The sequence below is a fragment of the Caulobacter soli genome (assembly GCF_011045195.1).
GTDB lineage: Bacteria > Pseudomonadota > Alphaproteobacteria > Caulobacterales > Caulobacteraceae > Caulobacter > Caulobacter soli.
This window is the reverse complement of sequence record NZ_CP049199.1, coordinates 949,173-974,148: the sequence shown is the minus strand read 5'-3', so window position 1 is coordinate 974,148 and position 24,976 is coordinate 949,173. Positions and strand designations below refer to the sequence as shown.

The 24,976-nt window shown below is 69.4% G+C and carries 27 protein-coding genes; 10 read left to right on the top strand and 17 right to left on the bottom strand.

The window, feature by feature from the left end; all coding sequences use genetic code 11:
• Nucleotides 1-53: 53 nt before the first annotated feature.
• The 4 genes from G3M62_RS04835 to G3M62_RS04820 form a co-directional block, all read right to left on the bottom strand.
• Nucleotides 54-1,067, bottom strand: coding sequence for a glycosyltransferase family 9 protein (locus tag G3M62_RS04835; protein ID WP_165185152.1), 1,014 nt, complete (start codon nt 1,065-1,067; stop codon nt 54-56).
• 48 nt (nt 1,068-1,115) lie between these two features.
• A complete protein-coding gene (locus tag G3M62_RS04830; RefSeq protein WP_165185151.1) occupies nt 1,116-1,625 on the bottom strand; it encodes a hypothetical protein in 510 nt (169 codons plus the stop codon).
• 67 nt (nt 1,626-1,692) lie between these two features.
• Nucleotides 1,693-2,613 (bottom strand): alpha/beta fold hydrolase, encoded by a 921-nt coding sequence (locus G3M62_RS04825; RefSeq protein WP_165185149.1) that lies wholly within the window; start codon nt 2,611-2,613, stop codon nt 1,693-1,695.
• A gap of 4 nt (nt 2,614-2,617) precedes the next feature.
• On the bottom strand, nt 2,618-3,097 hold the full coding sequence (locus G3M62_RS04820) for a PaaI family thioesterase (protein WP_165185148.1): 480 nt from the start codon (nt 3,095-3,097) through the stop codon (nt 2,618-2,620).
• A gap of 119 nt (nt 3,098-3,216) precedes the next feature.
• Between G3M62_RS04820 and G3M62_RS04815 the strand changes: the two genes are divergently transcribed.
• Both G3M62_RS04815 and G3M62_RS04810 read left to right on the top strand, forming a co-directional pair.
• Entirely contained in the window at nt 3,217-3,729 is a 513-nt protein-coding gene (locus tag G3M62_RS04815; protein ID WP_165185147.1) for an RNA polymerase sigma factor, read from the top strand.
• On the top strand, nt 3,719-4,315 hold the full coding sequence (locus tag G3M62_RS04810) for a hypothetical protein (protein ID WP_165185145.1): 597 nt from the start codon (nt 3,719-3,721) through the stop codon (nt 4,313-4,315). Before G3M62_RS04815 ends, G3M62_RS04810 begins: the two co-directional genes overlap by 11 nt.
• Nucleotides 4,316-4,324: 9 nt before the next feature.
• Here the strand turns inward: G3M62_RS04810 and G3M62_RS04805 are convergent, their stop codons facing one another.
• The 4 genes from G3M62_RS04805 to G3M62_RS04790 form a co-directional block, all read right to left on the bottom strand.
• Nucleotides 4,325-5,179, bottom strand: coding sequence for a pirin family protein (locus G3M62_RS04805; RefSeq protein WP_165185144.1), 855 nt, complete (start codon nt 5,177-5,179; stop codon nt 4,325-4,327).
• Complete coding sequence (locus tag G3M62_RS04800; protein ID WP_165185142.1) at nt 5,179-6,540, bottom strand: ABC1 kinase family protein; 1,362 nt, start codon at nt 6,538-6,540, stop codon at nt 5,179-5,181. The genes G3M62_RS04805 and G3M62_RS04800 overlap by 1 nt, the downstream gene beginning before the upstream one ends.
• A gap of 140 nt (nt 6,541-6,680) precedes the next feature.
• Nucleotides 6,681-8,471, bottom strand: coding sequence for a M3 family oligoendopeptidase (locus G3M62_RS04795; RefSeq protein WP_165185140.1), 1,791 nt, complete (start codon nt 8,469-8,471; stop codon nt 6,681-6,683).
• A gap of 59 nt (nt 8,472-8,530) precedes the next feature.
• Complete coding sequence (locus G3M62_RS04790) at nt 8,531-9,181, bottom strand: hypothetical protein (protein ID WP_165185138.1); 651 nt, start codon at nt 9,179-9,181, stop codon at nt 8,531-8,533.
• Nucleotides 9,182-9,376: 195 nt separating this feature from the next.
• On the opposite strand from G3M62_RS04790, the gene G3M62_RS04785 reads away from it, so the two are divergent.
• Together G3M62_RS04785 and G3M62_RS04780 are read left to right on the top strand one after the other, a co-directional pair.
• Nucleotides 9,377-9,781, top strand: coding sequence for a hypothetical protein (locus tag G3M62_RS04785; RefSeq protein ID WP_165185137.1), 405 nt, complete (start codon nt 9,377-9,379; stop codon nt 9,779-9,781).
• Nucleotides 9,782-9,929: 148 nt separating this feature from the next.
• The gene (locus tag G3M62_RS04780; RefSeq protein ID WP_165185135.1) at nt 9,930-11,399 is read left to right on the top strand and encodes a sigma-54-dependent transcriptional regulator; all 1,470 of its coding nucleotides are present in this window, start codon (nt 9,930-9,932) and stop codon (nt 11,397-11,399) included.
• 6 nt (nt 11,400-11,405) lie between these two features.
• Here G3M62_RS04780 and G3M62_RS04775 read toward each other — a convergent pair whose 3' ends face one another.
• The 6 genes from G3M62_RS04775 to ykgO form a co-directional block, all read right to left on the bottom strand.
• A complete protein-coding gene (locus G3M62_RS04775) occupies nt 11,406-11,885 on the bottom strand; it encodes a winged-helix domain-containing protein (RefSeq protein ID WP_165185134.1) in 480 nt (159 codons plus the stop codon).
• A gap of 274 nt (nt 11,886-12,159) precedes the next feature.
• A complete protein-coding gene (locus G3M62_RS04770) occupies nt 12,160-12,516 on the bottom strand; it encodes a hypothetical protein (RefSeq protein ID WP_165185132.1) in 357 nt (118 codons plus the stop codon).
• Between the two features lie 92 nt (nt 12,517-12,608).
• Nucleotides 12,609-12,878 (bottom strand): nucleoid-associated protein GapR, encoded by a 270-nt coding sequence (gene gapR / locus G3M62_RS04765; RefSeq protein ID WP_165185130.1) that lies wholly within the window; start codon nt 12,876-12,878, stop codon nt 12,609-12,611.
• A gap of 75 nt (nt 12,879-12,953) precedes the next feature.
• Nucleotides 12,954-13,823 (bottom strand): NAD(P)-dependent oxidoreductase, encoded by an 870-nt coding sequence (locus tag G3M62_RS04760; protein ID WP_165185129.1) that lies wholly within the window; start codon nt 13,821-13,823, stop codon nt 12,954-12,956.
• Nucleotides 13,824-14,015: 192 nt separating this feature from the next.
• Nucleotides 14,016-14,633, bottom strand: a complete 618-nt coding sequence (locus G3M62_RS04755; RefSeq protein ID WP_165185127.1) for an HAD-IA family hydrolase — start codon at nt 14,631-14,633, stop codon at nt 14,016-14,018.
• Nucleotides 14,633-14,758, bottom strand: a complete 126-nt coding sequence (gene ykgO / locus G3M62_RS04750; RefSeq protein WP_099447304.1) for a type B 50S ribosomal protein L36 — start codon at nt 14,756-14,758, stop codon at nt 14,633-14,635. The genes G3M62_RS04755 and ykgO overlap by 1 nt, the downstream gene beginning before the upstream one ends.
• Nucleotides 14,759-15,007: 249 nt before the next feature.
• Here ykgO and G3M62_RS04745 point away from each other — a divergent pair, with 249 nt between their 5' ends.
• Nucleotides 15,008-16,297 carry a lytic murein transglycosylase gene (locus G3M62_RS04745; protein WP_165185126.1) on the top strand — a complete coding sequence of 430 codons (1,290 nt, stop codon included), beginning with the start codon at nt 15,008-15,010 and terminating at the stop codon, nt 16,295-16,297.
• A 281-nt stretch (nt 16,298-16,578) separates the two neighbouring features.
• On the top strand, nt 16,579-17,607 hold the full coding sequence (locus tag G3M62_RS04740) for a SphA family protein (protein WP_165185124.1): 1,029 nt from the start codon (nt 16,579-16,581) through the stop codon (nt 17,605-17,607).
• Here the strand turns inward: G3M62_RS04740 and G3M62_RS04735 are convergent.
• Both G3M62_RS04735 and G3M62_RS04730 read right to left on the bottom strand, forming a co-directional pair.
• Complete coding sequence (locus tag G3M62_RS04735; protein WP_165185123.1) at nt 17,604-18,062, bottom strand: hypothetical protein; 459 nt, start codon at nt 18,060-18,062, stop codon at nt 17,604-17,606. The two genes, G3M62_RS04740 and G3M62_RS04735, sit on opposite strands and share 4 nt — an antisense overlap.
• 68 nt (nt 18,063-18,130) lie before the next feature.
• Nucleotides 18,131-19,459, bottom strand: coding sequence for an MFS transporter (locus tag G3M62_RS04730; RefSeq protein ID WP_165185121.1), 1,329 nt, complete (start codon nt 19,457-19,459; stop codon nt 18,131-18,133).
• Between the two features lie 357 nt (nt 19,460-19,816).
• Between G3M62_RS04730 and motA the strand changes: the two genes are divergently transcribed.
• The 4 genes from motA (at nt 19,817) to G3M62_RS04710 (ending at nt 23,457) form a co-directional block, all read left to right on the top strand.
• Nucleotides 19,817-20,686: a flagellar motor stator protein MotA gene (motA, locus tag G3M62_RS04725; protein WP_165185120.1), complete on the top strand. Its 870-nt coding sequence runs from the start codon at nt 19,817-19,819 to the stop codon at nt 20,684-20,686.
• Between the two features lie 135 nt (nt 20,687-20,821).
• Complete coding sequence (locus G3M62_RS04720; protein ID WP_205691945.1) at nt 20,822-21,151, top strand: hypothetical protein; 330 nt, start codon at nt 20,822-20,824, stop codon at nt 21,149-21,151.
• A gap of 86 nt (nt 21,152-21,237) precedes the next feature.
• The gene (gene mnmC, locus G3M62_RS04715) at nt 21,238-23,034 is read left to right on the top strand and encodes a bifunctional tRNA (5-methylaminomethyl-2-thiouridine)(34)-methyltransferase MnmC2/FAD-dependent 5-carboxymethylaminomethyl-2-thiouridine(34) oxidoreductase MnmC1 (protein WP_165185118.1); all 1,797 of its coding nucleotides are present in this window, start codon (nt 21,238-21,240) and stop codon (nt 23,032-23,034) included.
• A 30-nt stretch (nt 23,035-23,064) separates the two neighbouring features.
• Nucleotides 23,065-23,457: a DUF6491 family protein gene (locus G3M62_RS04710; RefSeq protein ID WP_165185117.1), complete on the top strand. Its 393-nt coding sequence runs from the start codon at nt 23,065-23,067 to the stop codon at nt 23,455-23,457.
• A gap of 251 nt (nt 23,458-23,708) precedes the next feature.
• Here G3M62_RS04710 and G3M62_RS26745 read toward each other — a convergent pair whose 3' ends face one another.
• Nucleotides 23,709-24,911: an OmpA family protein gene (locus tag G3M62_RS26745; protein WP_165185115.1), complete on the bottom strand. Its 1,203-nt coding sequence runs from the start codon at nt 24,909-24,911 to the stop codon at nt 23,709-23,711.
• Between the last annotated feature and the right edge of the window lie 65 nt (nt 24,912-24,976).

Sequence of the window (24,976 nt, the reverse complement as noted above, 5' to 3'; positions counted from 1 at the left end):
TCCTAGGTGGAATTAAAAAACGCCCCGCCGCTTACAACGTGCGGGGCTCAGGCTCAAGCCGCCGGGATGTCGCGGTTGGCCCAGGCCTCTTCGGTGAACCGCGTTCGAACAGCCTTTATCGCCTGGTCGATCGAAATATCGGCGATTCGCCCCGCCCCGCCGTCGAGGCGCGACAGCCAGCTGGAATAGGCCGGCACGGGGCTGGCGCCCATCAGGCCGATGGCTGGGCGACCGACCGAGGCGGCGACGTTCAGCGGCCCCGAGTCGTTGCCCAGGAACCCGGCCGACAGGGCGATCAGGGCGGCGGCTTGGTCCAGCGGCAGGTCGCAGGCCAGGACGTCGCGCCCCGAAGGCTGGGCTTCAAGCGTGGGCTTCAGGCGCGGGGCGTCGTTGGGGCCGCCCAGCCAGAACACGGTCGGGAACAGGTCGGCCAGGGCCGTCGACACGGCGGCGAAGCGCTCGGCGGGCCAGGTGCGGGCCGGCTCGCTAGCCCCGACGCCCAGCACCAGCCACGGACCGGGACGCTCGCCGAACCGCGCCTTGACGGCGGCCACGGCCTTGGGGTCGAGCAACAGGCCGGGCTCGCGACTGTCGACCCTCAGGCCGTTCAGGGCCTCGAAGGCCGCCAGCTTGTCCAGGCGATGGTCCGGCCGCATGGCCTTGGGCAGGAACGGCCCTTGCAGCCATTGCTCCTGGCTCTTGTGGCCCAGGCCAAAGCCGCGCCGCTCGGGCACGCCAGCCAGCCAGGCGGCCTGGGCGGGACGACCGATCTTCTCCAGGATCCACACCGCGCGCGGCTTCACCTCGCGGCAGATGCGCCAGAAGTCGAGCACCTCCTTCACGCCCTTCAGCGTTCCGGTGAAGTGGCGGGCGTAGACGACACCGGCGATCGTCGGTTCGACGGCCAGCACCTCGGCGGCCCGGCTCGACGGCCGCGCGGCCAGCACGACCTGGCCCTCCGGCGTGGTCGCGGCGATCGCCCGAAACGTCGGCAGATGCCACATCAGGTCGCCGATCCCGCGATCGGGGGCGTAGACGAGGACGGGGCCAGGATACGGGGCGCTCATGCCACGGGCTTAGCGGGCGACCCGGCGGTTGTCATCCCGCCCGCCGCATCACCGGCCGCCCAGCGCCCACAGCCGGTAGGCGTTCAGGTCCTCGACCATCTTCTCGGGGGATCCGGGCCAACCCTTGGGCAACGCGCCGTCGGCCCCAAAGCTTCGCGCGATCCGATTGAGCGCCGTATCCTTGCGGGCGGCGGGCTCGAGCATGTAGCCGATCATCTTGCCGCCCCTGGGCAGGCGATAGACGAAGAAGCGCTCGACGTCGCGCCAGAGCACCGTCTTGGGAGAGCGGACGAAGCCTCCCCGAAGCGTGAAGCCCTGGGTGTCCAGGTCCAGAACCTGGGGCCGCACGAGCAGCACGACGAACGCCGCCACACCGAGCCCGAAGAAGAGCAGGACGAGCCATCCCTTCAGGCCCGCCGAAGGATCCTGGACCATCATCACGCCGATGGCGACGAAGACAAGGCTGATGGCCAGATAGAGCCAGAGCTTGAGACGCGACGCCTCGATGGTTCGCGGTCCGACGCGCGTATTCACGCCCACATCGATTGGCTTCGCCATGATCGTCCCCCCAAGCGTGACGATAGCCTAGCCAACGAATAAGCGGCGGAACAGACCCATGTGCGGCTTATGGCCACCCCGCCAGCAACCCGCGCAGCCCGGCCACGAAGGCCAGCGGCTGGTCCACCATCACATGGTGGTCCGCGTCGGGTATGATCGCGCGCAGGACCGTGTCGGGCATCTCACGGATCATGTAGTCCACGGTGTCGGCGCGCATCAGGGCCGAGCGCTCGCCCCACATCGCGGCGGCCGGACAGGCGATGCGCGGCAACAGGGCGCCGAGGTCGGGCATGATGAACCTCTGCCAGATGGCCGGGTCGAACTTCCAGGTCCAGCCGCCGTCGACGCCCTTCAGCGAACCCCGGGCGATGTGGTCGGCGATGTAGAGGTTCTCGCAACCCTGCGGCGGCGCGAGGCGGAAGTGGGCCAGGGCCTCCTCCAGCGTGGCGTAGACCCGGTTGCCGTTGGGACGCGGCGGCGGGCCGGTCCAGCGCTTCTCGGGCGGCTGGATGCTGCAGTCGACCAGGATCGCGCCGCGCAGGCGTTCGGGATGGTTGGCCGCGCAGTGCAGGGTGGGAAAGCCGCCGAACGAGTGGCCGACCACGATCGGCTTGACCCCGCCCGCCTCCAGCCCCGCCGCCTCGACCGCCGCGAAGATCTCGGCGGCGAACAGCTGCGCCGAATAGTCCGGCCGCCAGTCCGAGCCGCCCATGCCCGACCACGAGATCGCCGCCACCCGCCAGTCCTTGGCGAAGAACGGCGCGATGAAGCTCCACCAGTCGGCGTGGGCGCCGTTGCCGTGCAGGAGCAGCAGGCCCGGCTTGCCGACCTCGCCCCAGGTCAGCAGTTCGATCCGCGCCCCCTCGACCGGGATGCGCGAGCGTTCGGGCGCGACGGCCAGGGCGGCGTCGAACCAGGCCGGGGCCGGCGGCCTCTCGCCATGGAAGGGACCCAGCAGGGAGACGCGGGCGGGACGATCGTCGGCCATGGCGTCAGGCCCCGGCGGTTTCGGTATAGGCGATCTCGCCCGGACGTGGCGCGCGGGGGGCCAGGGCCTTGAAGATCCCCGTGCCGGTCATCAGGGTGCGCTCGCCCACCCAGATGCGGCCGCGCACGGTGAAGACCAGGTCCTCCTCGGAGATCAGCTCGCCCCGCCCTTCGACGAAGTCGCCGAGCTGAGCCCCGGACAGGAAATCGCAGTTCAGTCGCACCGTGACCCAGCTATAGGACTTCTGCAGCGAGATGATCCGCCCCCAGGCCATGTCGGCGAAGCTCATCAGCATGCCGCCATGGCAATTGCCCAGGCCGTTGACGTGGTGCTCCTCGACCCGGAAGCCCAACACCGCCTGGCCCGGTCCGGTGCGCTGCTCGTACAGCGGCCCTATCTGTCGGCCAAAGCCGCGCGACCAGTTCAACGGGCTGTAGCCGTCGGGAATGGCGGCGGCCTGGGCGCCTGTGAGATCGTCTGACATGGGGAAAGTCTAACGGTCGTTTGAACCGTGGCAAGGGTGACGGTTGGGGAAGGTTTCGGGGCCGCGCTGTAAGGACGGCGCGGCGGCCGGCGTCTAACCTTTCGAAAACGGGGCGGGTCATGGGTGCTGGACGGCAGGAGGACGAGGCTTTCGCGGCGTGGCTGACACCGCATCTGGCTGTCCTGCGCCGGGTCGCCCGCGCCTTCGCCGAACCGGCCGACCAGCACGACCTGATGCAGGAGCTGACCGTGGCCCTCTGGAAGGCCCGGCCGCGCTTCCGGGGCGAGGCCGCCGACGCCACCTTCGTCCACCGCGTGGCCCACAACGCGGCGCTGACCTGGCGGCGCGGCGAGACCCGGCGACGGCGGCGTCAGGACGGCGTGGCGGCCGAGCTGGCCCTGCGGCTGGATCACCCGGACACGCCCGAGGCGGGCCTGCTGGAGCGGCTCTACGCGGCGATCCGCACCCTGCCGCCGGTGGACCGCTCGCTGATCCTGCTGTCGCTGGACGGCCTGGCCTATGGCGAGATCGCCGGGCTGCACGGCCTGACGCCCACCAATGTCGGCGCGCGCCTGACCCGCCTGCGCGCCCGGCTGACGATCCTGGTGAAGGAGGACGGCGATGGAGTTTGACCGTCTCGAACAGGCCTGGCGCTCGGAGGCCAACAGCCCCGACGCCCAGGCCCAGGCCTATCTGATGGAGCAACTGATGCAGATGCTGAAAACCCGCCGTCGCGGCGAGATGCTGCTGGCCCTGATCCCGACCGCGGCCATGACCTTCTTCACCGGCGTCGCCGGGCAAGCGGTCCTGGACGGCCGCATCGACCTGGCCCGCGAGTGGGGCGGCCTGGCCATGCTGGGGGTCTGCTGGGCGGTCATCGCCACCGTGCTGATCGCCAGCGTTCTGGCCAAGCGGCCGCCCCATGACGGCTCGCCGATGCGCCAGACCCTCGAGGCCCTGCTGGCCGCCAATCACCGCGCGCGGGTCGGCTTCAGGATCTTCCTGATCAGCATGCCGGTGTTCATCGTGCCGACGCTGATCGGGGTGTTCCAGCTGGAGGCCGTGGGCAAGGCGACCGAGCGCAACATCACCCAGATGCTGCTGATGTTCGGCGTGGCCCTGGTCGCCAGCGTCGGCTGGAACGCCCTGCGGTTCTTCCGGGTGCTCAAGCCCGAGCAGCGTCGGCTGGAGGCGTTGCTAGCGGAATATGAGGGGTGATCGACGCCCCTACCCCGGCACGTTCCCGAACTTGCCGGCGTTGTAGTCGTCGATCGCCTGGATGATCTCCTCGCGGGTGTTCATCACGAACGGCCCGTGGGCGAAGATCGGTTCGCCGATGGGCTGGGCATGGCCCACCAGGACCACAGCGCCGGTCGGGCTGTCGAACGCCACCGCGTCGCCGTCGTCGTTCAGCTCGACCAGGTTCCACTTCGGCGCCGCCTGGCCTCCGACCACGATCTCGCCGGAGACCACGTAGAGGAACACCGCCCTGCCCCTGGCCACCGGCAGGTTCACCGCCCCGCCGGGCGACAGGCGCGCGACGCTCATCTCGATGCCGATCAGCGACGGGAACGGCCCGGCGACGCCCGCGACCTCGCCCGAGATCACCTCGAACGTCGCGCCGTCTCGCTCGACCTTGGGGATCGCGTCGCCCTGCAGGCCCAGATAGTTCGGCGTGGTCATCTTCAGCCGGCTGGGCAGGTTGACCCACAGCTGCAGGATCTCCAGCGGTCCGCCCGACCGCTTGAAGCTGGCCGGCGACAGCTCGGCGTGGACCAGGCCGCTGCCGGCCGTCATCCACTGCACGCCGCCCGGGCCGATGACGCTCTCATGGCCGCCGCTGTCGAGGTGCGACAGCTCGCCGTCCAGGATGAAGGTCACGGTCTCGAAGCCGCGATGCGGGTGCGGCCCGAACGGCAGACCTCGGTTGCCCGGCGGGTAGACCTGCGGGCCGTGGTGGTTGAGGAACAGGAACGGATCCAGCTGCGGGATCGCCGGACCGGGCAGCGGCCGCCGCGTGGTCAGGTCGCCGATGTCGTCGCGCTGGGCGGGATGGAGGCGCTTGAGGGTGCGAGGAGTCATCAGGATACTCCAGCCGCGCTCAACACCGCCGCTTGCCGCTTGGCCAGGCCCTCTTCCGAGAAGCCCTCCAGCGACCGCTCGAACAGCGCCTTCCAGTTATGGCGCGCGCCCAGGTGCAGGAAGGCCGCGCCCAGGCCGATGGCGGCGCGGTCCATGAACACGAACTCGCGGGGAATGACGACGCCGCCGACCGACTTCAGGGCCTGGCGCACCTTGAAGGCCTCGCGGCGGCCGTACTCGCCGGGCGGCACGTCGTCGGCGACGGTGCGCACGCGGTCGTCCAGCAGCGGGCCGTAAATGAACCGCGCCCAGACGTTCAGCACGTCGACCAGGTCGTCGGTCAGGTTGGAAAAGCCCCAGCTGCGATAGGCCTCGATCTGCTCGGCCCGGTCGTCGTTCGACAGAGCGCGGTACAGCCGCACCACCCCGGCCACGAAGCGCGGCGGGAAGATGCGGATGCAACCGAAGTCCAACAGATTCAGATGCGCCGCGCCGTCGCCCCCCTCGGGACCGCCGAAAGTGTAGTTCCCCAGATGTGGGTCGCCGTGAATGATCCCCAGCTTGGTCATCGGGCTCCACCAGGCCTCGAACAGCAGGGCGGCGATGCGGTCGCGGGTTTCCTGCGGCGCGTCCTTGAAGGCCAGCAGGCCCCGCCCTTCCAGCCAGGTCATGCTCAGCAGGCGCTTGGTCGACAGGGCCGGCACGGGCTGGGGAACCTGGATGTCGTCGCGGCCCGTGAAGAAGCCGCCATAGACGGCCATCAGCTTGGCCTCGCGCTCGTAGTCCAGCTCCTCGCGCAGCCGGTCGCCGACCTCGACGATCATCTCGGTCGGGTCGATCGAGCCGTCCATGCGCTTGAACAGGCCGATCAGGGCGCGTAGCTGGCCCAGATCGCTTTCGACGGCGCTCTGCATGTCCGGATATTGCAGCTTCACCGCCAGGGCGCGGCCGTCGGGGGCGACGGCGCGATGCACCTGGCCCAGCGACGCGGCGGCGGCGGCCTCGTGCTCGAAGCTCTGGAACCTCCCCGCCCAGTCCGGCCCCAGCTCGGCGGCCATCCGCCGACGAACGAACGGCCAGCCCATGGCCGGGGCGTTGGTCTGCAGCTCGGCCAGCTCGGCGGCGAATTCCGGCGGCAAAAGGTCCGGCACCGTGGCGAACATCTGGGCCGCCTTCATCAGCGGGCCCTTGAGGCCGCCCAGAGCCGCCCTCAGCGCCTTGGCGTTACGGGCGTCGGCGCTGTCGCCGCCGAACAGGCTGTTGGCGCCATACGAGACGGCCGCGCCGGAGAGCCCGGCCCCGACCTTGGCGAAGCGGGTCAGGCGGCCGGAGAGGCGGTCGCGTTCGGGGTCCTGAGCCATCTAGGCCCTCCCCCTGTGGGGGAGGGGGCGCGAAGCGCCGGTGGGGGGAGTAATCCCACCTCGGCAAATTCCCCCCTCCGTCGCCTGCGGCGACACCTCCCCCACAGGGGGAGGACCTAGGGGGACGTCGTCGCCGCGCCTCACACCAACGCCTCGAACTCGTCGACCAGCCGTTCCAGCTGAGCGCAACCCGCGGCCCAGAAGGCCTTCTCGCGCGGGTTCAGGCCGAAGGGCTTGAGCGCTTCGACATAGGTCCGCGTGCCGCCGGCGGCCAGCAGGTCCTCGTAGAGCGGCGCGAAGGCTTCAGGATCCTCGCGGCGCCTCTCCATCAGGCCGCGCACCAGCAAGTCGCCGAACGCGTAGGCGTAGACGTAGAACGGCGCGTGCACGAAGTGGCTGACATAGGCCCAGTAGTGCTCGTAGCCCTCGTTCAGGGTCACGGCGGGGCCCAGGCTCTCGCCCATCACCTCCAGCCACAGCCGGCCGATCTGATCGGGCGACAGCTCGCCGTCCTTGCGGGCCTCGTGGAAGCGCCGCTCGAAGCGGTGGAAGGCGATCTGGCGCACGACGGTGTTGAGCCCGTCCTCGATCTTGCCGGCCAGCAGGCCCATGCGGTCCTGCGGCGTGGCCTCGGCCAGCAGGCGGTCGAACACCAGGCCCTCGCCGAAGATCGAGGCGGTCTCGGCCAAGGTCAGGGGCGTGTCGGCCAGCAGGGTGCCCAGCGGCGCGCACAGGGTCTGATGCACGGCGTGGCCCAGCTCGTGGGCCAGGGTCAGCACGTCGCGCCGCTCGCCCATGTAGTTCATGAAGACGTAGGGGTGCCGCTCGGCGGTGACCGGATGCGAATAGGCGCCGGACTGCTTGCCCGCGCGCGGACGCGCGTCGATCCACGGCTGGTCGAAGAAGGTCTGGGCGGTGTCGGCGAACTTTGGGGCCAGGGCCTGGAAGCTCTCCAGCACGATCCCTTGCGCCTGAGTCCAGTCGTAGCTCCTGGGCGTCGCGGCGGTCAGGGGGGCGTTGCGGTCCCAATAGTCGAGGGTCTTGCGGCCCATGACCTTGGCCTTCAGGGCGTAGTAGCGGTGCGACAGGCGCGGATAGGCCTCGACCACCGCCTGCTCCAGGGCGTCGACGGCGTCGGCGTCGACCTCGTTGGCCAGGTGGCGAGACTGGGCGGGGCTGTCGAAGCGCCGCCAGCGGTCCTCGACCTGTTTTTCGAAGGCCAGGGTGTTCATCACCAGCCCTTGCGTGGAGGCGCGGTCCTCCAACGCCTTGGCCAGGCCGTCGGCGGCGGCCTTGCGGCGCTTGCCGTCCGGATCGGACAGGCGGTTCAGCGCCTCGGGCAGGGTCAGGCTTTCCTTGCCGACGTGGGCCGTGAGCTTGGCCAGGGTCTCGTCGTACAAACGCACCCAGTTGGCGACGGCCGGACCGCGATCGACGATGTAGCGCTCCAGGTCGGGCGTCAGTTCGTGCGGGCGCGACAGGCGCAGGCGGCGCAGCCATGGAACCCAGCGGATGGTGGCCGGATGGGCGCGCAAGGCCGCTTCCAGTTCGCCGTCTTCCAGCTGGTTCAGCTCCAGCGAGAAGAAAAGGCTTTCGGAGGCGATCTGGGACGAACGAGCCCGCAGGTCGGCCTCGAACTTGGCCCAGGCCGGGTCGTCGCGGGCGGTCGAGGCGGCCAGCCCCGCATAGGCCCCCACGCCCCAGAGGCCGTTGGTGGCCTGCTCATACAGCTTGATCCCGCGATCCAGCAGCACGCCCAGCCGCTCGGGCTCGTTCCGGGCCTGGAGGAACAGCCCCTCCAGCGAGGCCAGCTCGTCATTGGCGGCCTTGGCGGCGGCCAGGTCGGTCTCGATCCTGGGATCGTCGCGACCGGCATAGAGGTCGGCGAGGTTCCACTCGGGCAGGGCGTCGATCTTGAAGGGCGCGTTCATGGCCTGGGATATGGCCCCGTCGAAAGACGCGCGCAATCGTGGCCTTGGGGTTTCGTCGCCTAGCGCCCCCGCCGTTCGGTCTGGTCCATCAGCCATGCGAACAGGGTCGCCAGCAAATAGGCCGACAGCGAGGCGATCACCATCTGCGACGGGCCGCCGGTGGGCGGGGCCAGGATGCTGGCCAGTTGCACGGTCACCAGCAGCACGACGAACAGCGGCGCGCTCCAGCCGCTGTGGCCCTGCAGGCCGCGCCGCCAGCCCCAGGCCGCGGCCGCCATCGCCAACAGGCCCATCTCCAGCGCCTGCTCGGGCACGGGCGCGTTCCACCAACCCAGCCCGACCTTGGGACCACCGAACCACAGCGGCAGGTCGGCGCGGTGGACCAGGAAATCCAGCCCCCAGTGCGACAGCACCACCAGCCCGATGGCCACGGCCGCCACGCGCGGCAACTTCAACAGGAAATAGGCGGCCAGCCCCGCCGCCAGCGCCCAGACCGCCACGGCGGGCAGGCTGTGGGTGTAGGGGATGTACGACAGCACCAGCGGACTGCCGGGCAGATGCGGGTCCAGGCTGATCCGCTCGACTCCGGCCAGCACCAGTCCGGCCCAGGCAACGTCCACCAGTTGGGCGCCCAGCACATAGGTCCAGAACGGGGCCTTGGGCTGGACGGCCTTCGCCGCCAGGGCGGCCGCATAGTGCCCAACGAACATCATCCCCTCCCTACGCAACTTTGAGAGGAAGCTAGGTCGGATCGCGGCGGCTGAGAAGTCGTCCCGAAGCCGTCTTGGCGGATCGCCCCGGGTCGTCAGCATTACCGCGAATTAAAGGGCGCATCGACGAGTCGCGCCTTAGGATATCGCCGGTCGACGAGGGATCCCTCTGGGGATGTCGACGAGGGACATTCGATGATCAAGGCCGCTTCCATCGCCCTGGCCGCGGGTCTCGTCGCCGCGCCGGCGGCGATGGCCGCGGACAAGCCGCCCGCCCGGCAGATGGGCTGGTTCGCCCAGTCCATCCGCACGGTCGTGGTCTTCCACAGCTGCACCGAGCGCCTGAAGGAAAAGTTCGCCATCGGGCCGCTGAACGACATCGACGTCACCCGCATGGACGCCGACGGCGCCGACCTGTCGGGCGCCATGGACGTCAAGTTCGAGGCCGTCACCATCGAGAAGAAGACCCAGCGCAAAAGCCGCTTCGTCGGCGTCTGCCACATCGGCCGCGAAGGCGAGACCCGCATCGACGCCCGCCTGGTCAGCCAGAACGGCGGCGGCGTCGTCCGCCGCGTGCCGCCGGGCAGGATCGTGGGCTGAGGGGCAGATCGTCACACCGCGTTAAGGGCGACCGTTAACCCCTGACTCACGTCTCCGAAACCCGGTCTTTACCCCGTGGCTGTATCACTCTGAACCAACAAGAGCCCTGTCCCATGTCGGACGCGGCCGGTTCTGATGGGTGTCTGCTATGACCAAGACGGTTCTCGTCGTCGACGACGATCCGACTCAACGACGGCTGATCCAGGCCGTCCTGGAGCGCGAAAGCTTCTCGGTCTCGCACGCCGAGAACGGCGACGCGGCCATGGCGCACCTGGCCAGCGGCGCGCCGGTCGACGTGGTCCTGCTGGACCTGGTCATGCCGGGCCTGTCGGGCCAGGACACCCTGAAGGAAATGCGCGCGCGCGGCTTCACCCAGCCCGTGATCGTGCTCACCGCCTCGGGCGGCGTCGACACCGTGGTCAAGGCCATGCAGGCCGGCGCCACCGACTTCTTCATCAAGCCGGCCTCCCCCGAACGGATCACCGTGTCGATCCGCAACGCCCTGTCGATGGGCGATCTGAAGGGCGAGGTCGAGCGCCTGACCAAGCGCGCCGGCAATCGCACGACCTTCGCCGACCTGATCGGAACCTCACCCGCCATGACCCTGGTCAAGCGCATGGGCGAGCGCGCGGCCAAGTCGTCGATCCCCATCCTGATCACCGGCGAGAGCGGGGTCGGCAAGGAGCTGATCGCCCGCGCCGTGCACGGCGCCTCCGATCGCGCGGGCAAGCCGTTCGTGGCGGTCAACTGCGGCGCCATTCCGGAAAACCTGGTCGAGTCGATCCTGTTCGGCCACGAGAAGGGCAGCTTCACCGGCGCCACCGACAAGCACCTGGGCAAGTTCAAGGAGGCCGACGGCGGCACCCTGTTCCTGGACGAGGTCGGCGAACTGCCGCTGGACATGCAGGTGAAACTGCTGCGCGCGCTGCAGGAGGGCGAGATCGATCCGATCGGCTCCAAGCGCTCGCAGAAGGTGGACGTGCGCATCGTCTCGGCCACCAACCGCGACGTGGCCCACGCCGTCGAGCAGGGCCGGTTCCGCGAGGACCTCTACTACCGCCTGAACGTCTTCCCGATCGAGGCCCCATCGCTGCGCGAGCGCCGCGACGACATCCCGGCCCTGGTCGAGGCCTTCATCCGCCGCTTCAACGTCGAAGAGGGCAAGCGGGTGGTCGGCGCCGCGCCGGAGACCCTGGCCTTCCTCAACGCCTTCGACTGGCCCGGCAACGTGCGCCAGCTGGAGAACGCGGTCTATCGCGCCATCATCCTGGCCGACGCGCCCTATCTGCAGCCCTACGACTTCCCGGCCATCTCGGGGATCGTCGCGCCGCCGCCGGAGGCCGCCGCGCCCGTCACGCCCGACCTGCCGGCCGTGCTGCAGGCCGCCCACGCCGCCATGGCTCGCACGCCGGCCCCAGACTCGCCGGTGCGCATCCTGGACGACCGCGGCCACCTGCGGACCCTGGAAGAGATCGAACGCGACCTGATCCAGCACGCCATCGAGGTCTATGCCGGGCATATGTCGGAAGTGGCCCGCCGCCTGGGCATCGGCCGCTCGACCCTCTATCGCAAGGTGCGCGAGCAGGGCATCGAGGTCGACTTCAAGGAAGCGTCGTAACGCCGCCTAGGCGCTGATCGCCAGCGGCGCGGGGGCCAGGTCGCCCCCGACTTCCGGCGGCTCTTCGATGCGGACCCATCCCTCGTCGGACCGGCGGACCTGGCCTTCCTGCTCCAGGCCCTGAAGCTCCAGCATCACCGCCGCCAGCGGAATGGCGCGCCCCCACCGGCGCGTCAGCTTGCGCGAGATCTCGGACGCCGCGATCGCCGCGTCGTCCTTGCCCAGCACCATCAGGATCATGTCGCGGGCCGAGCGGGGCTTGCGGCCGCGCCGCGACGTCGCGGCATGGGCGAAGCTGGCGGGCTCGCCCTCCAGCCCCCCGTGACCGCCAGCGGCCAGACCGCCGCGCTCGATCGCGCTCAGCGCCAGGCTGAGCGCCCGCAGCTCGTCCTCGAACGGGGCCTGGGCGCGGCGCTGGGCCTCCAGCATGCGCGTCTCCAGGTCGGCCTTCCGCCTCAGCAGATAGTCATAGATCGTGGTCGCCATTTTCGGCTGTCCATAGGCGTGAGACTCCCCACCGCGGTCACGCTGTCGCGGCGTCAGTCGCAGCCATTTTCTACGGCGCGGACGGACGACAAAATCGATTAAAAGCAATACTTTACGCGAGACCCAAATGTCCGCCCGTTTCGTTACCGAAAACCTAACAGCGCCCTTCACAGACCAATGTTTGGTGAGAAACGGGGACCATTTTCATGGCCCTTCGGAATTTTGACACGCCACCTAGGGGTTTTACCCTAGATAAACAACTACCTTTAGTTGATCAGTCATCTTCGAGGTCTTTTGGTGAAGCTTGGGGCGCCCGTCCTGGCCGCGTGTCTCGACGACCGAACCCCTTGCCCCGCGACATCGGCTTGCGCTCGCCCTTCGCCTTGGCGGCGATTTCCTTGAGCTTGATAGTCTGGTTGACCGACATGGCCTGGCCGGCGCCGCCCTTTTCGGGATCCCCGAACGCCCGGCCGTAGGTCTCGATGCGTTGGGCCACCGAGCCCAGGAACTCGCCTTCCCATTCCGACAGCTCGATACCGGCGAGGTCGGCCGTGCGCTTGGCGCGCTTGAGCGCGTTCAGGGCGGCCTTGCGCGCTTGAGCGCGAGGATCGGGCGGCTTCTTGGCGCGCATGCGGGCAGACTAGCGGGCGTCGACGGCGGGACGCACGCGGAAAAATGGTGGTTGTGGGCGGGGACACACGCGAGTGTGTGTCCCCAGTCGCCCTAGATCTCGCCGATGGCCGACAGGTACAGGTCCAGGATCGCATCCTCTTCCTGGCGCTTGGCGCGGTCGGTCTTGCGCAGGCGAACCACCTTGCGCAGGATCTTGACGTCGAAGCCGTTACCCTTGGCTTCGAGATAGACTTCCTTGATCTGCTCGGCGATCTCGGCCTTCTCGACTTCCAGGCGCTCGACCCGGTCGATGATGCTCTTCAGCTGGCCTTGGGCGGTGGAGTTGAGCACGTCGGCGTGCGGAGCTGCGTCATCAGCCATGGGATAGGTCTCGCGAAAGGCGGGAAACGGGAGGCGCGGAACCTAGTGGCAACAGGCCTCCAGTGGAAGGCTGATTCAGCGCCCTTCCATGCGTCCGCGCGAGACTTCCGCCAGGGCGGCCAGGTCCGGCGTTTCGCCCTCGCCCGCCAGTAGGGTCTCCAGCCCGCCCTCGACCAGATCGGCCAGCGGCAGGGTCAGGCCCTTCTCGTCGCCGGCGGCCTGGGCCAGGCGCACGTCCTTCAGGGCCAGGTCGGCGGCGAAGCCCGGTGGGTGGTAGCGGCTCTCGGCGATCATGGCGCCGTAGATCTTGTAGATCGGGGCGGCGAAGATGGTGCTGGTCAACATGTCCAGCAGGTCGGCGGCCGGCACGCCGTGGGCCGCGCCCAGGGCCGTGGCCTCGCCCATGGCCTCGACGGCCGAGACGATCATCAGGTTGCCGGCGATCTTGACGGCGTTGGCGCGAACGGGGTCCTCGCCCATCGGCCAGACCTTGGTCGCCAGGGCCTCCAGCGCCGGCAGGGCCGTGGCCACCGCGTCGGGCGCGCCAGCCGCCAGCACGTTCAGTCCGCCGGCCCGGGCGACGGGCGGGCGACCGAACACCGGCGCGGCGACATAGCCCAGGCCCAGCTCGGCGTGCCGCTCGGCCAGCTCGCGCGCGAAGGCGGTCGAGATGGTGGCGAGGTTGGCGTGCACCAGGCCCGGCCTCGCGCGCGGCAGGGCGTTCAGCAGCACGTCGCGGATGGCCTGATCGTGGGCCAGGATCGACAGCACGACGTCGCCTTGCAGCGTCTCCTCGATCGTCGCGGCGACCTTGGCGCCCTGGGCCGCCAGTTCGGCGGCGGGACCTGGAGAGCGGTTCCACACCGTCACGGCGTGGCCCTTCTCCAGCAGGTTCTCGACCATGGCCTTGCCCATGGCCCCCAGGCCGATGAAACCGATGTGCATGAGGACGCTCCGGCTAGTCTTGCTCCCCTTGCGGGAGAAGGTGTCGGCCCCCTCTTGCTTGATTGGGGCCGACGGATGAGGGGTCGCACGAACGTCAGACGCTGGCGTGACGGTTCAACTGGTCGCGGCGGCAGCGATCTTCAACCCCTCATCCGGCGCTTCGCGCCACCTTCTCCCGCAAGGGGAGAAGGATCAAAGGAGACCGTGCTTTTCCACGGCCGCGCGCAACGCCGCCGGATCCGTGAAATGGTGCGTGTGAAACCCCATTGCGTCAGCCGCGGCGATGTTGGCGGCGCTGTCGTCGACGAACAGCAGGTCGGCCGGCTCCAGCCCCGTGCGTTCCAGGACGATCTCGTAGATACGCGGCTCGGGCTTGATGACCCGTTCCTCGGCCGAGACCACCGCGTCGCGGAAATGGCGGAACGCCGGGCTCATGGCCTTCACGTCGGGCCAGGTCTCGTTGGACATGTTGGTCAGGGCGAACTGCGGCACGCCGCGCTCGGCCAGGGCCTCGATCACGGATTCGGTCTCGGAGAACGTGCCGGAGAACATCTCGGGCCAGCGGCCCCACCAGGCGGCGATGTGCTCGGCGTAGTGGGGATGCTGGGCGCTCAGGGCCAATACGTTGTCGGCGAAGGTCACGCCGCGGTCGGTCGCCGCGTGCCAGTCCATGGTGCAGACATGCGAAAGGAACCGGTCGAGATCGGCCGGTTCCTTGAAGATCTTCGCGTAGAGCGTGCGCGGATTCCAGCGCACGATGACGTTGCCGACGTCCCAGAGCAGCGCCCTGGGAGGCCGCGCGAGCGTCATTAGCCTTGCTTGGCTTTGAAGCGCGGGTCGGTCTTGTTGATGATGTAGATCACGCCCTTGCGGCGGACCAGCTTGCAATCGCGGTGGCGCGACTTCAGCGACTTCAGCGAGCTACGAACCTTCATGACCGTCTCTATACTCAGCGGAGAGGTTCGCGGCCCGCCGTGTGGCGGAGGGAACATCCGGGATGTTTCGGAGGGCGTGCGTATAAGCAGGACATGGCGTTGAGTCAATGCGCGCCTTGGCCTCAAAGCGCGCATCCGCGCTTCGAGCGCGGCAAAAGCTCCACAGCGGAAGCTCAACCTCGCGGGAACTTAACCGCTCTGTCGCCCTTGTGATTGCAGCCTTCATACGGATGCCGGTAGCCTGCCACCATGGATAGACGCGTTTTCCTCGTTCTGCTGCTGGCCGGTTGCGCCGACACCTCGGCCAACGCGCCCCTGGCGCCGTCGGTGACCCCGCCGGCTCCGCCGCGCACGCCGCCCCCCGCCCCAGCCGCGCCCAGCGCCGATCCGGCCGCTTCGGGCCAGTCGGTCGGTTTCGACACCTGGCTGGCCGCCTTCAAGCAGAAGGCGCTGGCCGCCGGCCTGACCCAGCAACTGCTGGACCGCGAGCTGAACGGCGTGACGCCCGATCCCAAGGTCATCTCGCTGGACGGCCGCCAGCCGGAATTCTCCAAGCCGGTCGGCGACTATATCAAGGGCGTGATCAGCGACGACCGCGTGGCCGTGGGCCGCGACAAGCGCGAGACCCTGACCTTCCTGCCCGGCGTCGAGCAGCGCTACGGCGTGCCGCGCGACATCCTGCTGGCCGTCTGGGCCATGGAATCGGCGTTCGGCAAGATCCAGGGCAATTTCGACGTGGTGCGCTCGATGGCCAGCCTGGCCGCCGACGGCCGTCGCCGCAACTGGGCGGAAGGCGAGCTGATCGCCGCCCTGAAGATCATCGATTCCGGCGAGGTCACCCGCACGCAGCTGAAGGGCTCGTGGGCCGGGGCCATGGGTCAGACCCAGTTCCTGCCCTCCAACTACCTGACCACCGCCGTCGACAACGACGGCGACGGCCGCCGCGACATCTGGGGCAGCGACAGCGACAGCCTGGCCTCGGCCGCCAACCTGCTCAAGAAGGGCGGCTGGAAGCCCGGCGTCGGCTGGGCCAAGGAAGTGATCCTGCCCGCCGGCTTCGACTATGGCCTGGCCGAGGGCCCCCGCGAGATTCCGTCCTGGTGGGAAGCCAAGGGCGTCAAGCGCGCCGACGGCCTGCCCTGGACGGCGGCCGACGCCGCCTCGCCCGCCGGCCTGATCCTGCCGGCCGGCTGGTCGGGTCCGGCCTTCCTGGCCCTGCCCAACCATTTCGCGATCCGCACCTACAACAACTCCACGTCCTACGCCCTGGGCATCGGCCTGCTGGCCGACCGGTTCGCCGGCGGCGGGCCGCTGGTCGCCGCCTGGCCGGTCGAGACGCCGCTGGGCCTGGCCGACCGCATGGCCGCCCAGATCGCCCTGGGTCGCCTGGGCTTCGACCCCGGCCCGGCCGACGGGGTGATCGGGGCCGGCACTCGCAAGGCTCTGCGCGCCTGGCAGCAGGACCGCAAGCTGCCCGCCGACGGCTATCTGTCGTCCGACATGGTGGCGCGCCTGAAGGCCCAGGCGGGGATCAGCTAGCCGCGCGGCCGTAGCAACCAAGCGGCATTCACCGAGGAGCCGCCCTCGTCCTTCGACAGGCTCAGGATGAGGGCGAATGCTACGGCGGTTGAATTCGAATTCCTCATCCTGAGCCTGTCGAAGGACGAGGAATTCGCTCACAGCGCAGCAGATTCACGATCCTAGGCCATTCCCTCAGGCCGATTACCGTCGCGCCGCAGGGACGACTCAGCAATTCGCCCGATGGTCGCCCAAAGCGGCCCCAACCACTCTTCGGCCATACGCCACGGAGTGCTGGGGCCATGAGCCTAACGCCGAACATCCGATCCGCCCGCCGTCTCGCCCCTTCGCGCCTTGTCCGGGGTGTGGGCGCCAGCCTCGTCCTCGCCCTGGCGGCGGGCGCTCATCAGGCCCAGGCCTCCGAAGGCGGCGCCAGCCTCTACCTGCTCGGCTCGGGCGGTCCCGGCAACGCCGTCATGCCGCCGCTGAAGGGCGTCTTCTTCGACAACGAGATCTATTACTACAAGGGCAGCGCCAGCGGCGGGAAGCAGTTCACGATCGGCGGCAATGTCGTGGCCGGCCTGGACGCCAAGATCCTCGCCGACTTCGCCACCGTGCTGTGGGTGCCGACCACCGACCTGCACGGGGTGACGGTCGCCTTCGGCGCCGCCCTGCCGGTGGGCAACGCCGACGTCGATGTCGACGCCGTGATCACCGGGCCGCGCGGCAATCAGCTCGGCGGATCGGCCGGCGACACCGCCACCGTGATCGGCGACCCGATCGCCACCGCCATGCTGGGCTGGAAGACGGGCGACCTGCACGTCCAGGTCTCGACCATGCTCAACGTCCCGATCGGCGACTATCGCAAGGACGAGCTGGCCAACCTGGCCTTCCACCGCTGGGCGTTCGACTCGTCGCTGGCCTTGAGCTGGCACGACGAGAAGGGCGGCTGGGACGTCAGCGGCAAGGGCGGCCTGACCTTCAACGGCGAGAACCCCTATACCGACTACAAGACCGGGACCGAGATGCACCTGGAGGCGGCGGTCGAGAAGACCTTCTCGCCCAAATGGTCGGCGGGCCTGCAGAGCTATTACTTCAAGCAGATCAGCGCCGACCGCGGCCCGGGCGCCAAGCTGGGACCATTCCAGGGCGAGGTCACCGGCGTGGGCGCCACCGCGGCCTACAACTTCAAGATCGGCCACATGCCCGCCACCCTGCGGGCCCGGGCCTTCACCGAGTTCAACGCCACCAACCGGATGGAAGGCGACTCGTTCTGGCTGGGCCTGACCGTGCCGCTGAGCCTGAAGATGCCGACGGCGCCGCCCACCTAGCGGACGGTGATATCCACCGCGATCCGCCGGACCGCGCCGTCGGGGCTGGAGCCCTGCAGCACCATCCGGTCATGGCCGGCATAGCCCGAGGCGGCGGTGTAGAAGGCCTGGTTGCCCGGCACCTTGCGGCTGTTGCACGCCGAGCGCGGATTGGTCGGCGGGAAGGCCGCGAAATAGGGTTCGTCCTTGACCACCGCCGTACCGTGGGACGGCGGCTGCAGGATGGTCAGGGTGGCGCCGGGCGCATGGGCCGAGCAGTCGGGATCGATGGCGGTGTTGGCCCAGATCCGGATCGGCGTGCTGCCGACGGCGGCCCTGGCCACGCTCAGCTTCTCGTAGCCCGTAGCCGAAGCGGCCGGCTTGACCGTCACGACATAGCGGCCGGGCTGGGCGGCGGCGCCCGACACAATGGCCAGGCCCGTCGCGCAGACCAGGATGAACAGCTTGGAACGCACGGTCGATCTCCCTGACACGGCAGGTCCAGGACGCTGCGCCCGGTTCGTTTCACGACTATTGCAGACCCTCAGTGCGGTCCCGTCGCGTCGATCGAGCTGGCGTCCACGACCTGGGCCTCGTCGCGAGCCTCGCGCGGGGCGCTCGCGTCGCCGACCCTGCGCATGACCGGGTCGATCAGGGCGTAGGCGACCAGGCCGGCCAGGATGGCGACGTTCATCAGATAGGGCGACGGGTGGGCCCACTTGTAGAGCGCCACGCCCAGCACCGGGGCGATGATCACCGAGGCGCCGTTGATGGCGCTGATCGCCCCGGCCACCGCGCCCTGCTCCTCATGGCCCACCGACAGCGAGGCGCCGGCCGTGAAGCCGGGCCGGGCGAAGCCGTAGCCCAGGCTGCACAGGGCGAAACCGACCACCAGGGTGTGATAGTCGGGCGAGAAGGCGACGATCAGGTTGCCTAGCCCCGCGCAGGTCGCGCCCAGCCACAGCAGCTGGCGCGGAACCAGCCGCAGCATGCGGATCAGCCCCCACTGGGCCAGCAGGCTGGCCACCGCGCCGCCCATCATCGCGATCCCGGCGAAGGCCGCCGCCTTGGCCGGCGAGATCCGCAACTGGTCGATGACCATGAAGCCCAGGGTCTGCTGGTTCACCGTCTGGGCGCTGGCCAGCAGGAAGCCGTAGAGGATGAAGGGCATGATCCGCCGGTCGTTCCAGCGCACCCGGGCCCGGGGCTTGTCCTTGCCCGCGCCCACGCGGTCGGGGATCTCGTCCTGGGTTTCGGGCAGGCCGCGCAGGACCAGGATCAGCACGACGCCGGCGATCAGGGCGAACGAGAACATCGGCCCCGACAGGGTCAGCAGCGGAAACACCAGGAACGGTGCGACGGCCGGCCCCAGGATGGTGCCCAGGCCGCTGGCCGAAGCCATGGTCGCCAGGGCGTTGGTGCGGTCGGCCGGCGCGGTGCGGTCGGCGACATAGGCCTGGGCCGCCGGATTCGAGGCGCTGCCGACCAGGCCGAAGATCGCCCGCGACAGGGCCGCCCCGGCGAACACCGCCAGCGGAACCATCAGGCCCTTCAAGCCCATCAGGATGAAGAAGCCAAAGCCCAGCATCGACACGGCGAAACCGGCCATGCCCAGGATCACCATCGGCTTGCGGCCGCGCTTGTCGGACATCCGCGCCCAGACCGGCGACATCACCCCCCAGGCCAGGGCCGACAGCGAGAAGATCGAGCTGATCAGCACGTCGGGAATGCCCACCTCGCGGCCGATCGCCGGCAGCACGGTCTGCAGGGCGGTGTTGCCGGCGGCGCTGGACAGCAGGACGGCGAACAGGATGGCGAAGGCCCGGCCTTTGGCGCGCTCGTCCAATGGGACGTCCGGGCTGGCTGCGGTCATGTTCCCCCCTTCCAACACGACGCGTGCCGGTTGGCCCGGCTTGTTCAAAACAGCGGCGTCAAACATCTGTTAGAGCCTAATGGCCGCCAACGGAATCGCCATTTTCATCCGTCTCCCCGGCGAAGGCCGGGGCCCAGGTCCAGCCGTCGTATCGGACGACAATCCCAAACTCACCGCCCTACGACCTGGGTCCCGGCCTTCGCCGGGAAAACGGACCGGGGTAGACGGCCCCGTCCAAAACCCTCTCGCTCCTGCGGCTGCGGCGAAAGGCGCAACTGGGCCGCAAATCACCGCTCACCTTGGATTAAGCATTAACGGCGATGATCCGGGCGCAAGTTACCCGGGGCTACCTTCGTCATGTTTCAGATCATCGGCATCGTTCTGCTGTTCGGCCTCGTGTTCGGCAGCTTCATCATGTCCGGCGGCAAGATGGACGTGATCATCGAGGCCGCCCCGCACGAGCTGATGTGTATTCTCGGCGCGGGCATCGCCTCGTTCCTGATCTCGAACTCGATGACGGTGATCAAGGCCACCGGCGGCGGCTTCGGCAAGATCTTCAAGGGTCCCAAGTGGAAGACCAGCGACTATCGCGACCTGCTGTCGCTGCTGTTCCTGCTGACCAAGACCATGAAGTCCAAGGGCGTCATCGCCCTGGAAAGCCACATCGAAAAGCCCAACGACAGCACGATCTTCCAGCGCTACCCGAAGATCACCCACGATCACTTCGCCGTCGACTTCATCTGCGACACGCTGCGGATGATGACCATGAACCTGGAGGACCCCCACCAGGTCGAGGACGCGATGGAGAAGCAGCTCGAAAAGCACCACCATGAAGGCCTGGCCCCGGCCCACGCCCTGCAGAGCCTGGCCGACGCCCTGCCCGCCCTGGGCATCGTCGCCGCCGTGCTCGGCGTCATCAAGACCATGGGCTCGATCACCGAGCCGCCGGCCGTGCTGGGCGCGATGATCGGCGGCGCCCTGGTCGGCACCTTCCTGGGCGTGTTCCTGGCCTATGGCCTGGTCGCCCCGTTCGCCACCCGCCTGACCGCCGTGGTCGACGAGGAGGGCGCGTTCTACAAGATCATCCAGGCCGTCCTGGTCGCCCACCTGCACGGCAACGCCGCCCAGATCTCAGTGGAAATCGGCCGCGGCAACGTGCCGAGCGAAGCCCAGCCCAGCTTCCTGGAGCTGGAAGAAGCTCTGCAGCAGATCCCGAACGAGGTCTGATCGCGGCGTTCACGGACCGATCACGGATCCGTGAACAAATGCCTTGCCCCTGCTGACGAACTGATGTTCTGTGATGTTGTGACGCGGCCTCTCCGGCCGTGGTCGCCACAAAAAGCAGTCGCAAGGGAAGTCCCTATGACCACCAAGATTCTCCGCTCGATCCTGATCGCCGGCGTGGCCGTTTCGGCCCTGTCGCTCGCCGCTTGCGGCAAGAAGGCTGAAACCGCGGCCGACGCCTCCTCGAAGGCCGCCGCCGACGCCGCCGCCTCGGCCAGCACCGCCACCGACGCGGCTTCGAACGCGGCCACCGCCGCCGCCGACGCCAACAAGGCCGCCGCTGACGCCGCCGCCGCTCCGGCCGGCGCCGCCGACGCCACGACCGCCGCCGAAGCTCCGGCCGCCGCTGGCGCGACCACCACCACCACGACCACCACCGAAAAGAAGACCGAGCCGGCGGCCCACTAAGGCGCCCATCGTCTTCGAGACATCGGAAGGGCCGTCCGCGAGGGCGGCCCTTCTTTTATGGGCCTTCACCGCCCTATAAGCGGCCCATGAGCGATCCCGCCGCCCCTTCTCCCGCCTCCCCGCTGATCTGGCGCGACGACGGCATGCCCCAGTCGGCGCTGTACGGCGACGTCTACTTCTCCAGCGCCGACGGCCTGGCCGAGACCCGGGCGGTGTTCCTGACCGGCTGCGACCTGCCGCACGCCTGGCGTGGGCGCGACCACTTCACCGTCGGCGAGCTGGGCTTCGGCACCGGCCTGAACATCGCCGCCCTGCTGGACCTGTGGCGACAGGAGAAGGCGCCCGGCCAGCGCCTGCACCTCTTCTCGATCGAGGCCCACCCGATCACCCGTGGCGAGGCGGCCCGCGCCCTGGCCGTCTGGCCGGAGCTGGGCGAGGCGGCCCAAGTGCTGCTCAACCATTGGCCGGGCCGGGCGCGCGGCTTTCACCGTATCGACCTGCCCGGCTTCGACGCGACGTTCGACCTGGCCGTGATGGACGTCGAGGAGGCCCTGGCCGCCTGGGACGGCGCGGCCGACGCCTGGTTCCTGGACGGCTTCTCCCCCGCCCTGAACCCGGCCATGTGGCGCGAGGAAATCCTGGCCGCCGTGGCCGCGCGCAGCGCCCCTGGCGCGCGAGCCGCCACCTTCACCGTCGCGGGCGCGGTGCGACGCGGCCTGGCCGCCGCCGGCTTCCAGGTCGACAAGCGCCCGGGCTTCGGCCGCAAGAAGGAGCGGCTGGAGGCGGTCATGCCCGGCGCGCCCGAGACCCCGCGCCGTCCACGACGCCTGGCGGTGATCGGCGGCGGGATCGCCGGCGCCGCCATGGCCCGCGCCGCCCGCGCCGAGGGGCTGGAAGTCCAGGTGTTCGACGCGGACCAGGCTCCCGCTTCGGGCAACCCAGCCGCCCTGGTCACCCCCGCCCTGGACGCCGGCGGCGGCCCGCGCGCCGCCCTGCCCGCCCAAGCCTTCGCCCGCGCCATGACCCTCTATGCCGATCTGCCCGAGGCGATCATCGCGCGCGGCGTGCTGAAGCTGTCGGTCGCGCCGCGCGATGACGAACGCCACGCCGCCGTGGCCGCCCAGGACCTGTTCGAGCCGGACACGATGGCGGTGCTCGCCGCCGACGCCGCCACGGCCCGGCTGGGCGAACCGGTCGGGACCGCCCTGAACATGGCCGAGGCCCTGGTTGTAGAGCCGGCCAAGGTGATCGCGGCCTGGCGGGGACCGTCGACATCGGCCCAGGCCGCCCGGCTGGCGGGCGAGGACGGCGTCTGGCGGCTGTTCGACGTCGAAGATCGCCGGCTGGCCGAGGTGGACGCCGTGGTGCTGGCGGGCGGCGCCGGCCTGCCCGCGCTGTGGCCCGCCGCGCCGATCCGCCCCGTGCGCGGCCAGGCGACCTGGACCGACCATCCGGCGCCCCCGCCCACGGCCTTCGGCGGCTATGCGGTTCCCACGCGCGACGGCGTGCTGTTCGGCGCCACCCACGATCGCGGCGAGGTCGAGACCGACGCCCGCCAGGCCGACGACGCCCGCAATCTACAAGCCCTGGCCAAGGGCCTGCCAGGCCTGGCGACCCGACTAGCCGACGCCCCGCTGCAAGGCCGCGCCGCCGTGCGGGCGACGACCGCCGACCACCTGCCGCTGGCCGGAGCGGTTCCCGCCGCGCCGGAGGGGCTGTTCGTGCTGGGCGGCCTGGGCGGACGCGGCTTCTGCCTGGCGCCGTTGCTGGCCGAGCACCTGGCCGCGCGGATCCTCACCCTGCCCTCGCCCCTGCCCCGCGCCCTGTCGGCGCTGGTCGAGCCCTCGCGATTTTCATCGCGCCCCGAACCTGGAGCGGTATAATCGGCTGAACGGGGAAACTGGAGAACGCTCATGCAGCGCATGGTCCTCGTCCTCGCCGCCTCGGCGGCCGCCGTGACCGGTCTGGCGATCGCCCCGGTCCAGGCCGCGCCTCCCAAAACCGATCCCGCCCAATGTTTTCGCACCGCGCGGATGTCCAACTGGGCGTCCGTCGACGATCGCGTGATCAATGTGAAACTGCAGACCGGGGCGGTGTTCCAGGTGACCCTGGTGGGCGCCTGTCCGGGGCTGGGGACCTATCGCGTGCTGGCCTTCGACACCAGCTTCAACGACCAGCTGTGCAACGGCCGCCCCGCCACCATCATCACCCGCAGCGGCGCGGGTCCGCTGCACTGCGCGGTGCAATCGGTTCGCGCCCTCTCGCCCGAGGAAGCCGCCGCCCTGCCGGATAAGCAGCGACCCTGACGCCGAGTTCGCCATGAGAGCCGACGCCCCCAGAATGTCGGCCTGACCGGTCCCCGACGCCCTCTCGGGAGTTCCGGACGATGACGCTCCCGATCCGCTCGGGGGCGTCTTTCTTTTCAAGAGACGTCAGCGCTGCCCCCTCCGTCACGATGCGTATTCGCATCGCGCCACCTCCCCCGCTGCGCGAGGGAGGAAAGAAAAAGGGCCCGGCGTCGCCGCCGGGCCCTTCTCTTTGGTCTGGATCGCGATCTTTAGAAGTTGATCGAGATCGTGGAACGGCGGTTCAGCGGTTCCTTCACACCATCGCCAGTGGCGACGGCCGGTTCGCTTTCGCCCTTCCAATCCACCGCCAGGGTGGTGGCTTGGACACCGGCGCCAACCAGGGCGTCGGCGACGGCCTTGGCGCGGCGCTCGGAGAGCTTGGCGTTGTACTTCGGCGAACCCGAGGTGTCGGTGTGGCCAACCACGGTGATCTTCGTGGCGTTGCCGCCCTTGGCGTAGTCAGCCGCTTGCGAGACCACGGCCTGGGCTTCCGGCGTCAGCACGTACTGATCGAACGGGAAGTAGACCACGAACTCACGCGCCTCGTAGGCCGGCGGCGGCGGGGGCGGCGGAGGAGCTTCCGGCGGGGGCGGCGGAGGCGGCGGGGGCGGAGGCGGGGGCGGCGGCGGCGGGGGCGGCGGCGAGCCGAAGGTGTAGCGGATGCCCAGGGTCACCGAGCTGTCCTTGTACTTGCCTTCGAACGTGCCGACGTCGGTCACCGCGCCGCCGCGGCCAGCGCCGCCGACGTTGCTGGTCACCGAACCCCATTGCAGATCGTCCGTCTGCAGATAACGGCCGGTCAGATCCAGCGACCAGTTCGGCGCGAAGTCCCAGGCGATACCCAGGATGCCTTGCCAGGCCAGGGCCTGGTCGACGTCGTCGATGCTGGTGTTCTGGAAGGCGGCGGCGCCGGCCGGAACGCTGGCCAGCTGACCGTAGACCTTGTTGTGGACCCAGGCCGTACCGATACCGGCGCCGATGAACGGACGCCAGCTGGAGTCGGGCATGAAGTCATAGATGACGTTGGCGAACAGCGTCGAGGCCTTCAACGAGCCATCCACGTCGCCGCAGGTCGGAGCGGCGGTGGTGCGTTGAATGCCCGGGGTGCAGAGCCCCGCCGGCGTGGCCGAACCGCGGACGTTCGACATGTCGCCCGAGCGATAGCCGTACTCGCCTTCGACGCGCCAGTTCGGCGTCAGCTTGTAGCCGATGCGACCAAAGCCGGCCCAATCGTCATCGGGGGAGAACGTCCACTCCGAGGCGGTGGTGGACGAGTTGGCTTTGACGCCGTCGGCCCAATGGTACCCGACGTCGCCGGCGACGTACCATCCGCTCAATGCGCTTTGGGCGGAGGCGCCCGACGCGGCGCAAAGCGCAAGCGTCGCGACACCAGCCAGCAACCGGATTTTCATGATGTGAACCCTCTACGTGAATGTCTTGAGACCGCTCAGGAGCAACCTCACGACGACAAACGCGC

Bases quoted from the DNA above. Each gene is read 5' to 3' on its own strand.
- G3M62_RS26745 (WP_165185115.1), bottom strand. From the start codon at position 24,911: ATGAAAATCCGGTTGCTGGCTGGTGTCGCGACGCTTGCGCTTTGCGCC.
- G3M62_RS04770 (WP_165185132.1), bottom strand. From the start codon at position 12,516: ATGCGCGCCAAGAAGCCGCCCGATCCTCGCGCTCAAGCGCGCAAGGCC.
- G3M62_RS04835 (WP_165185152.1), bottom strand. From the start codon at position 1,067: ATGAGCGCCCCGTATCCTGGCCCCGTCCTCGTCTACGCCCCCGATCGC.
- gapR (WP_165185130.1), bottom strand. From the start codon at position 12,878: ATGGCTGATGACGCAGCTCCGCACGCCGACGTGCTCAACTCCACCGCC.
- G3M62_RS04710 (WP_165185117.1), top strand. From the start codon at position 23,065: ATGCAGCGCATGGTCCTCGTCCTCGCCGCCTCGGCGGCCGCCGTGACC.
- G3M62_RS04825 (WP_165185149.1), bottom strand. From the start codon at position 2,613: ATGGCCGACGATCGTCCCGCCCGCGTCTCCCTGCTGGGTCCCTTCCAT.
- G3M62_RS04830 (WP_165185151.1), bottom strand. From the start codon at position 1,625: ATGGCGAAGCCAATCGATGTGGGCGTGAATACGCGCGTCGGACCGCGA.
- G3M62_RS04755 (WP_165185127.1), bottom strand. From the start codon at position 14,633: ATGACGCTCGCGCGGCCTCCCAGGGCGCTGCTCTGGGACGTCGGCAAC.
- G3M62_RS04775 (WP_165185134.1), bottom strand. From the start codon at position 11,885: ATGGCGACCACGATCTATGACTATCTGCTGAGGCGGAAGGCCGACCTG.
- ykgO (WP_099447304.1), bottom strand. From the start codon at position 14,758: ATGAAGGTTCGTAGCTCGCTGAAGTCGCTGAAGTCGCGCCACCGCGAT.
- G3M62_RS04805 (WP_165185144.1), bottom strand. From the start codon at position 5,179: ATGACTCCTCGCACCCTCAAGCGCCTCCATCCCGCCCAGCGCGACGAC.
- G3M62_RS04780 (WP_165185135.1), top strand. From the start codon at position 9,930: ATGACCAAGACGGTTCTCGTCGTCGACGACGATCCGACTCAACGACGG.
- G3M62_RS04800 (WP_165185142.1), bottom strand. From the start codon at position 6,540: ATGGCTCAGGACCCCGAACGCGACCGCCTCTCCGGCCGCCTGACCCGC.
- G3M62_RS04790 (WP_165185138.1), bottom strand. From the start codon at position 9,181: ATGTTCGTTGGGCACTATGCGGCCGCCCTGGCGGCGAAGGCCGTCCAG.
- G3M62_RS04810 (WP_165185145.1), top strand. From the start codon at position 3,719: ATGGAGTTTGACCGTCTCGAACAGGCCTGGCGCTCGGAGGCCAACAGC.
- G3M62_RS04785 (WP_165185137.1), top strand. From the start codon at position 9,377: ATGATCAAGGCCGCTTCCATCGCCCTGGCCGCGGGTCTCGTCGCCGCG.
- motA (WP_165185120.1), top strand. From the start codon at position 19,817: ATGTTTCAGATCATCGGCATCGTTCTGCTGTTCGGCCTCGTGTTCGGC.
- G3M62_RS04730 (WP_165185121.1), bottom strand. From the start codon at position 19,459: ATGACCGCAGCCAGCCCGGACGTCCCATTGGACGAGCGCGCCAAAGGC.
- G3M62_RS04740 (WP_165185124.1), top strand. From the start codon at position 16,579: ATGAGCCTAACGCCGAACATCCGATCCGCCCGCCGTCTCGCCCCTTCG.
- mnmC (WP_165185118.1), top strand. From the start codon at position 21,238: ATGAGCGATCCCGCCGCCCCTTCTCCCGCCTCCCCGCTGATCTGGCGC.
- G3M62_RS04795 (WP_165185140.1), bottom strand. From the start codon at position 8,471: ATGAACGCGCCCTTCAAGATCGACGCCCTGCCCGAGTGGAACCTCGCC.
- G3M62_RS04820 (WP_165185148.1), bottom strand. From the start codon at position 3,097: ATGTCAGACGATCTCACAGGCGCCCAGGCCGCCGCCATTCCCGACGGC.
- G3M62_RS04745 (WP_165185126.1), top strand. From the start codon at position 15,008: ATGGATAGACGCGTTTTCCTCGTTCTGCTGCTGGCCGGTTGCGCCGAC.
- G3M62_RS04720 (WP_205691945.1), top strand. From the start codon at position 20,822: ATGACCACCAAGATTCTCCGCTCGATCCTGATCGCCGGCGTGGCCGTT.
- G3M62_RS04760 (WP_165185129.1), bottom strand. From the start codon at position 13,823: ATGCACATCGGTTTCATCGGCCTGGGGGCCATGGGCAAGGCCATGGTC.
- G3M62_RS04815 (WP_165185147.1), top strand. From the start codon at position 3,217: ATGGGTGCTGGACGGCAGGAGGACGAGGCTTTCGCGGCGTGGCTGACA.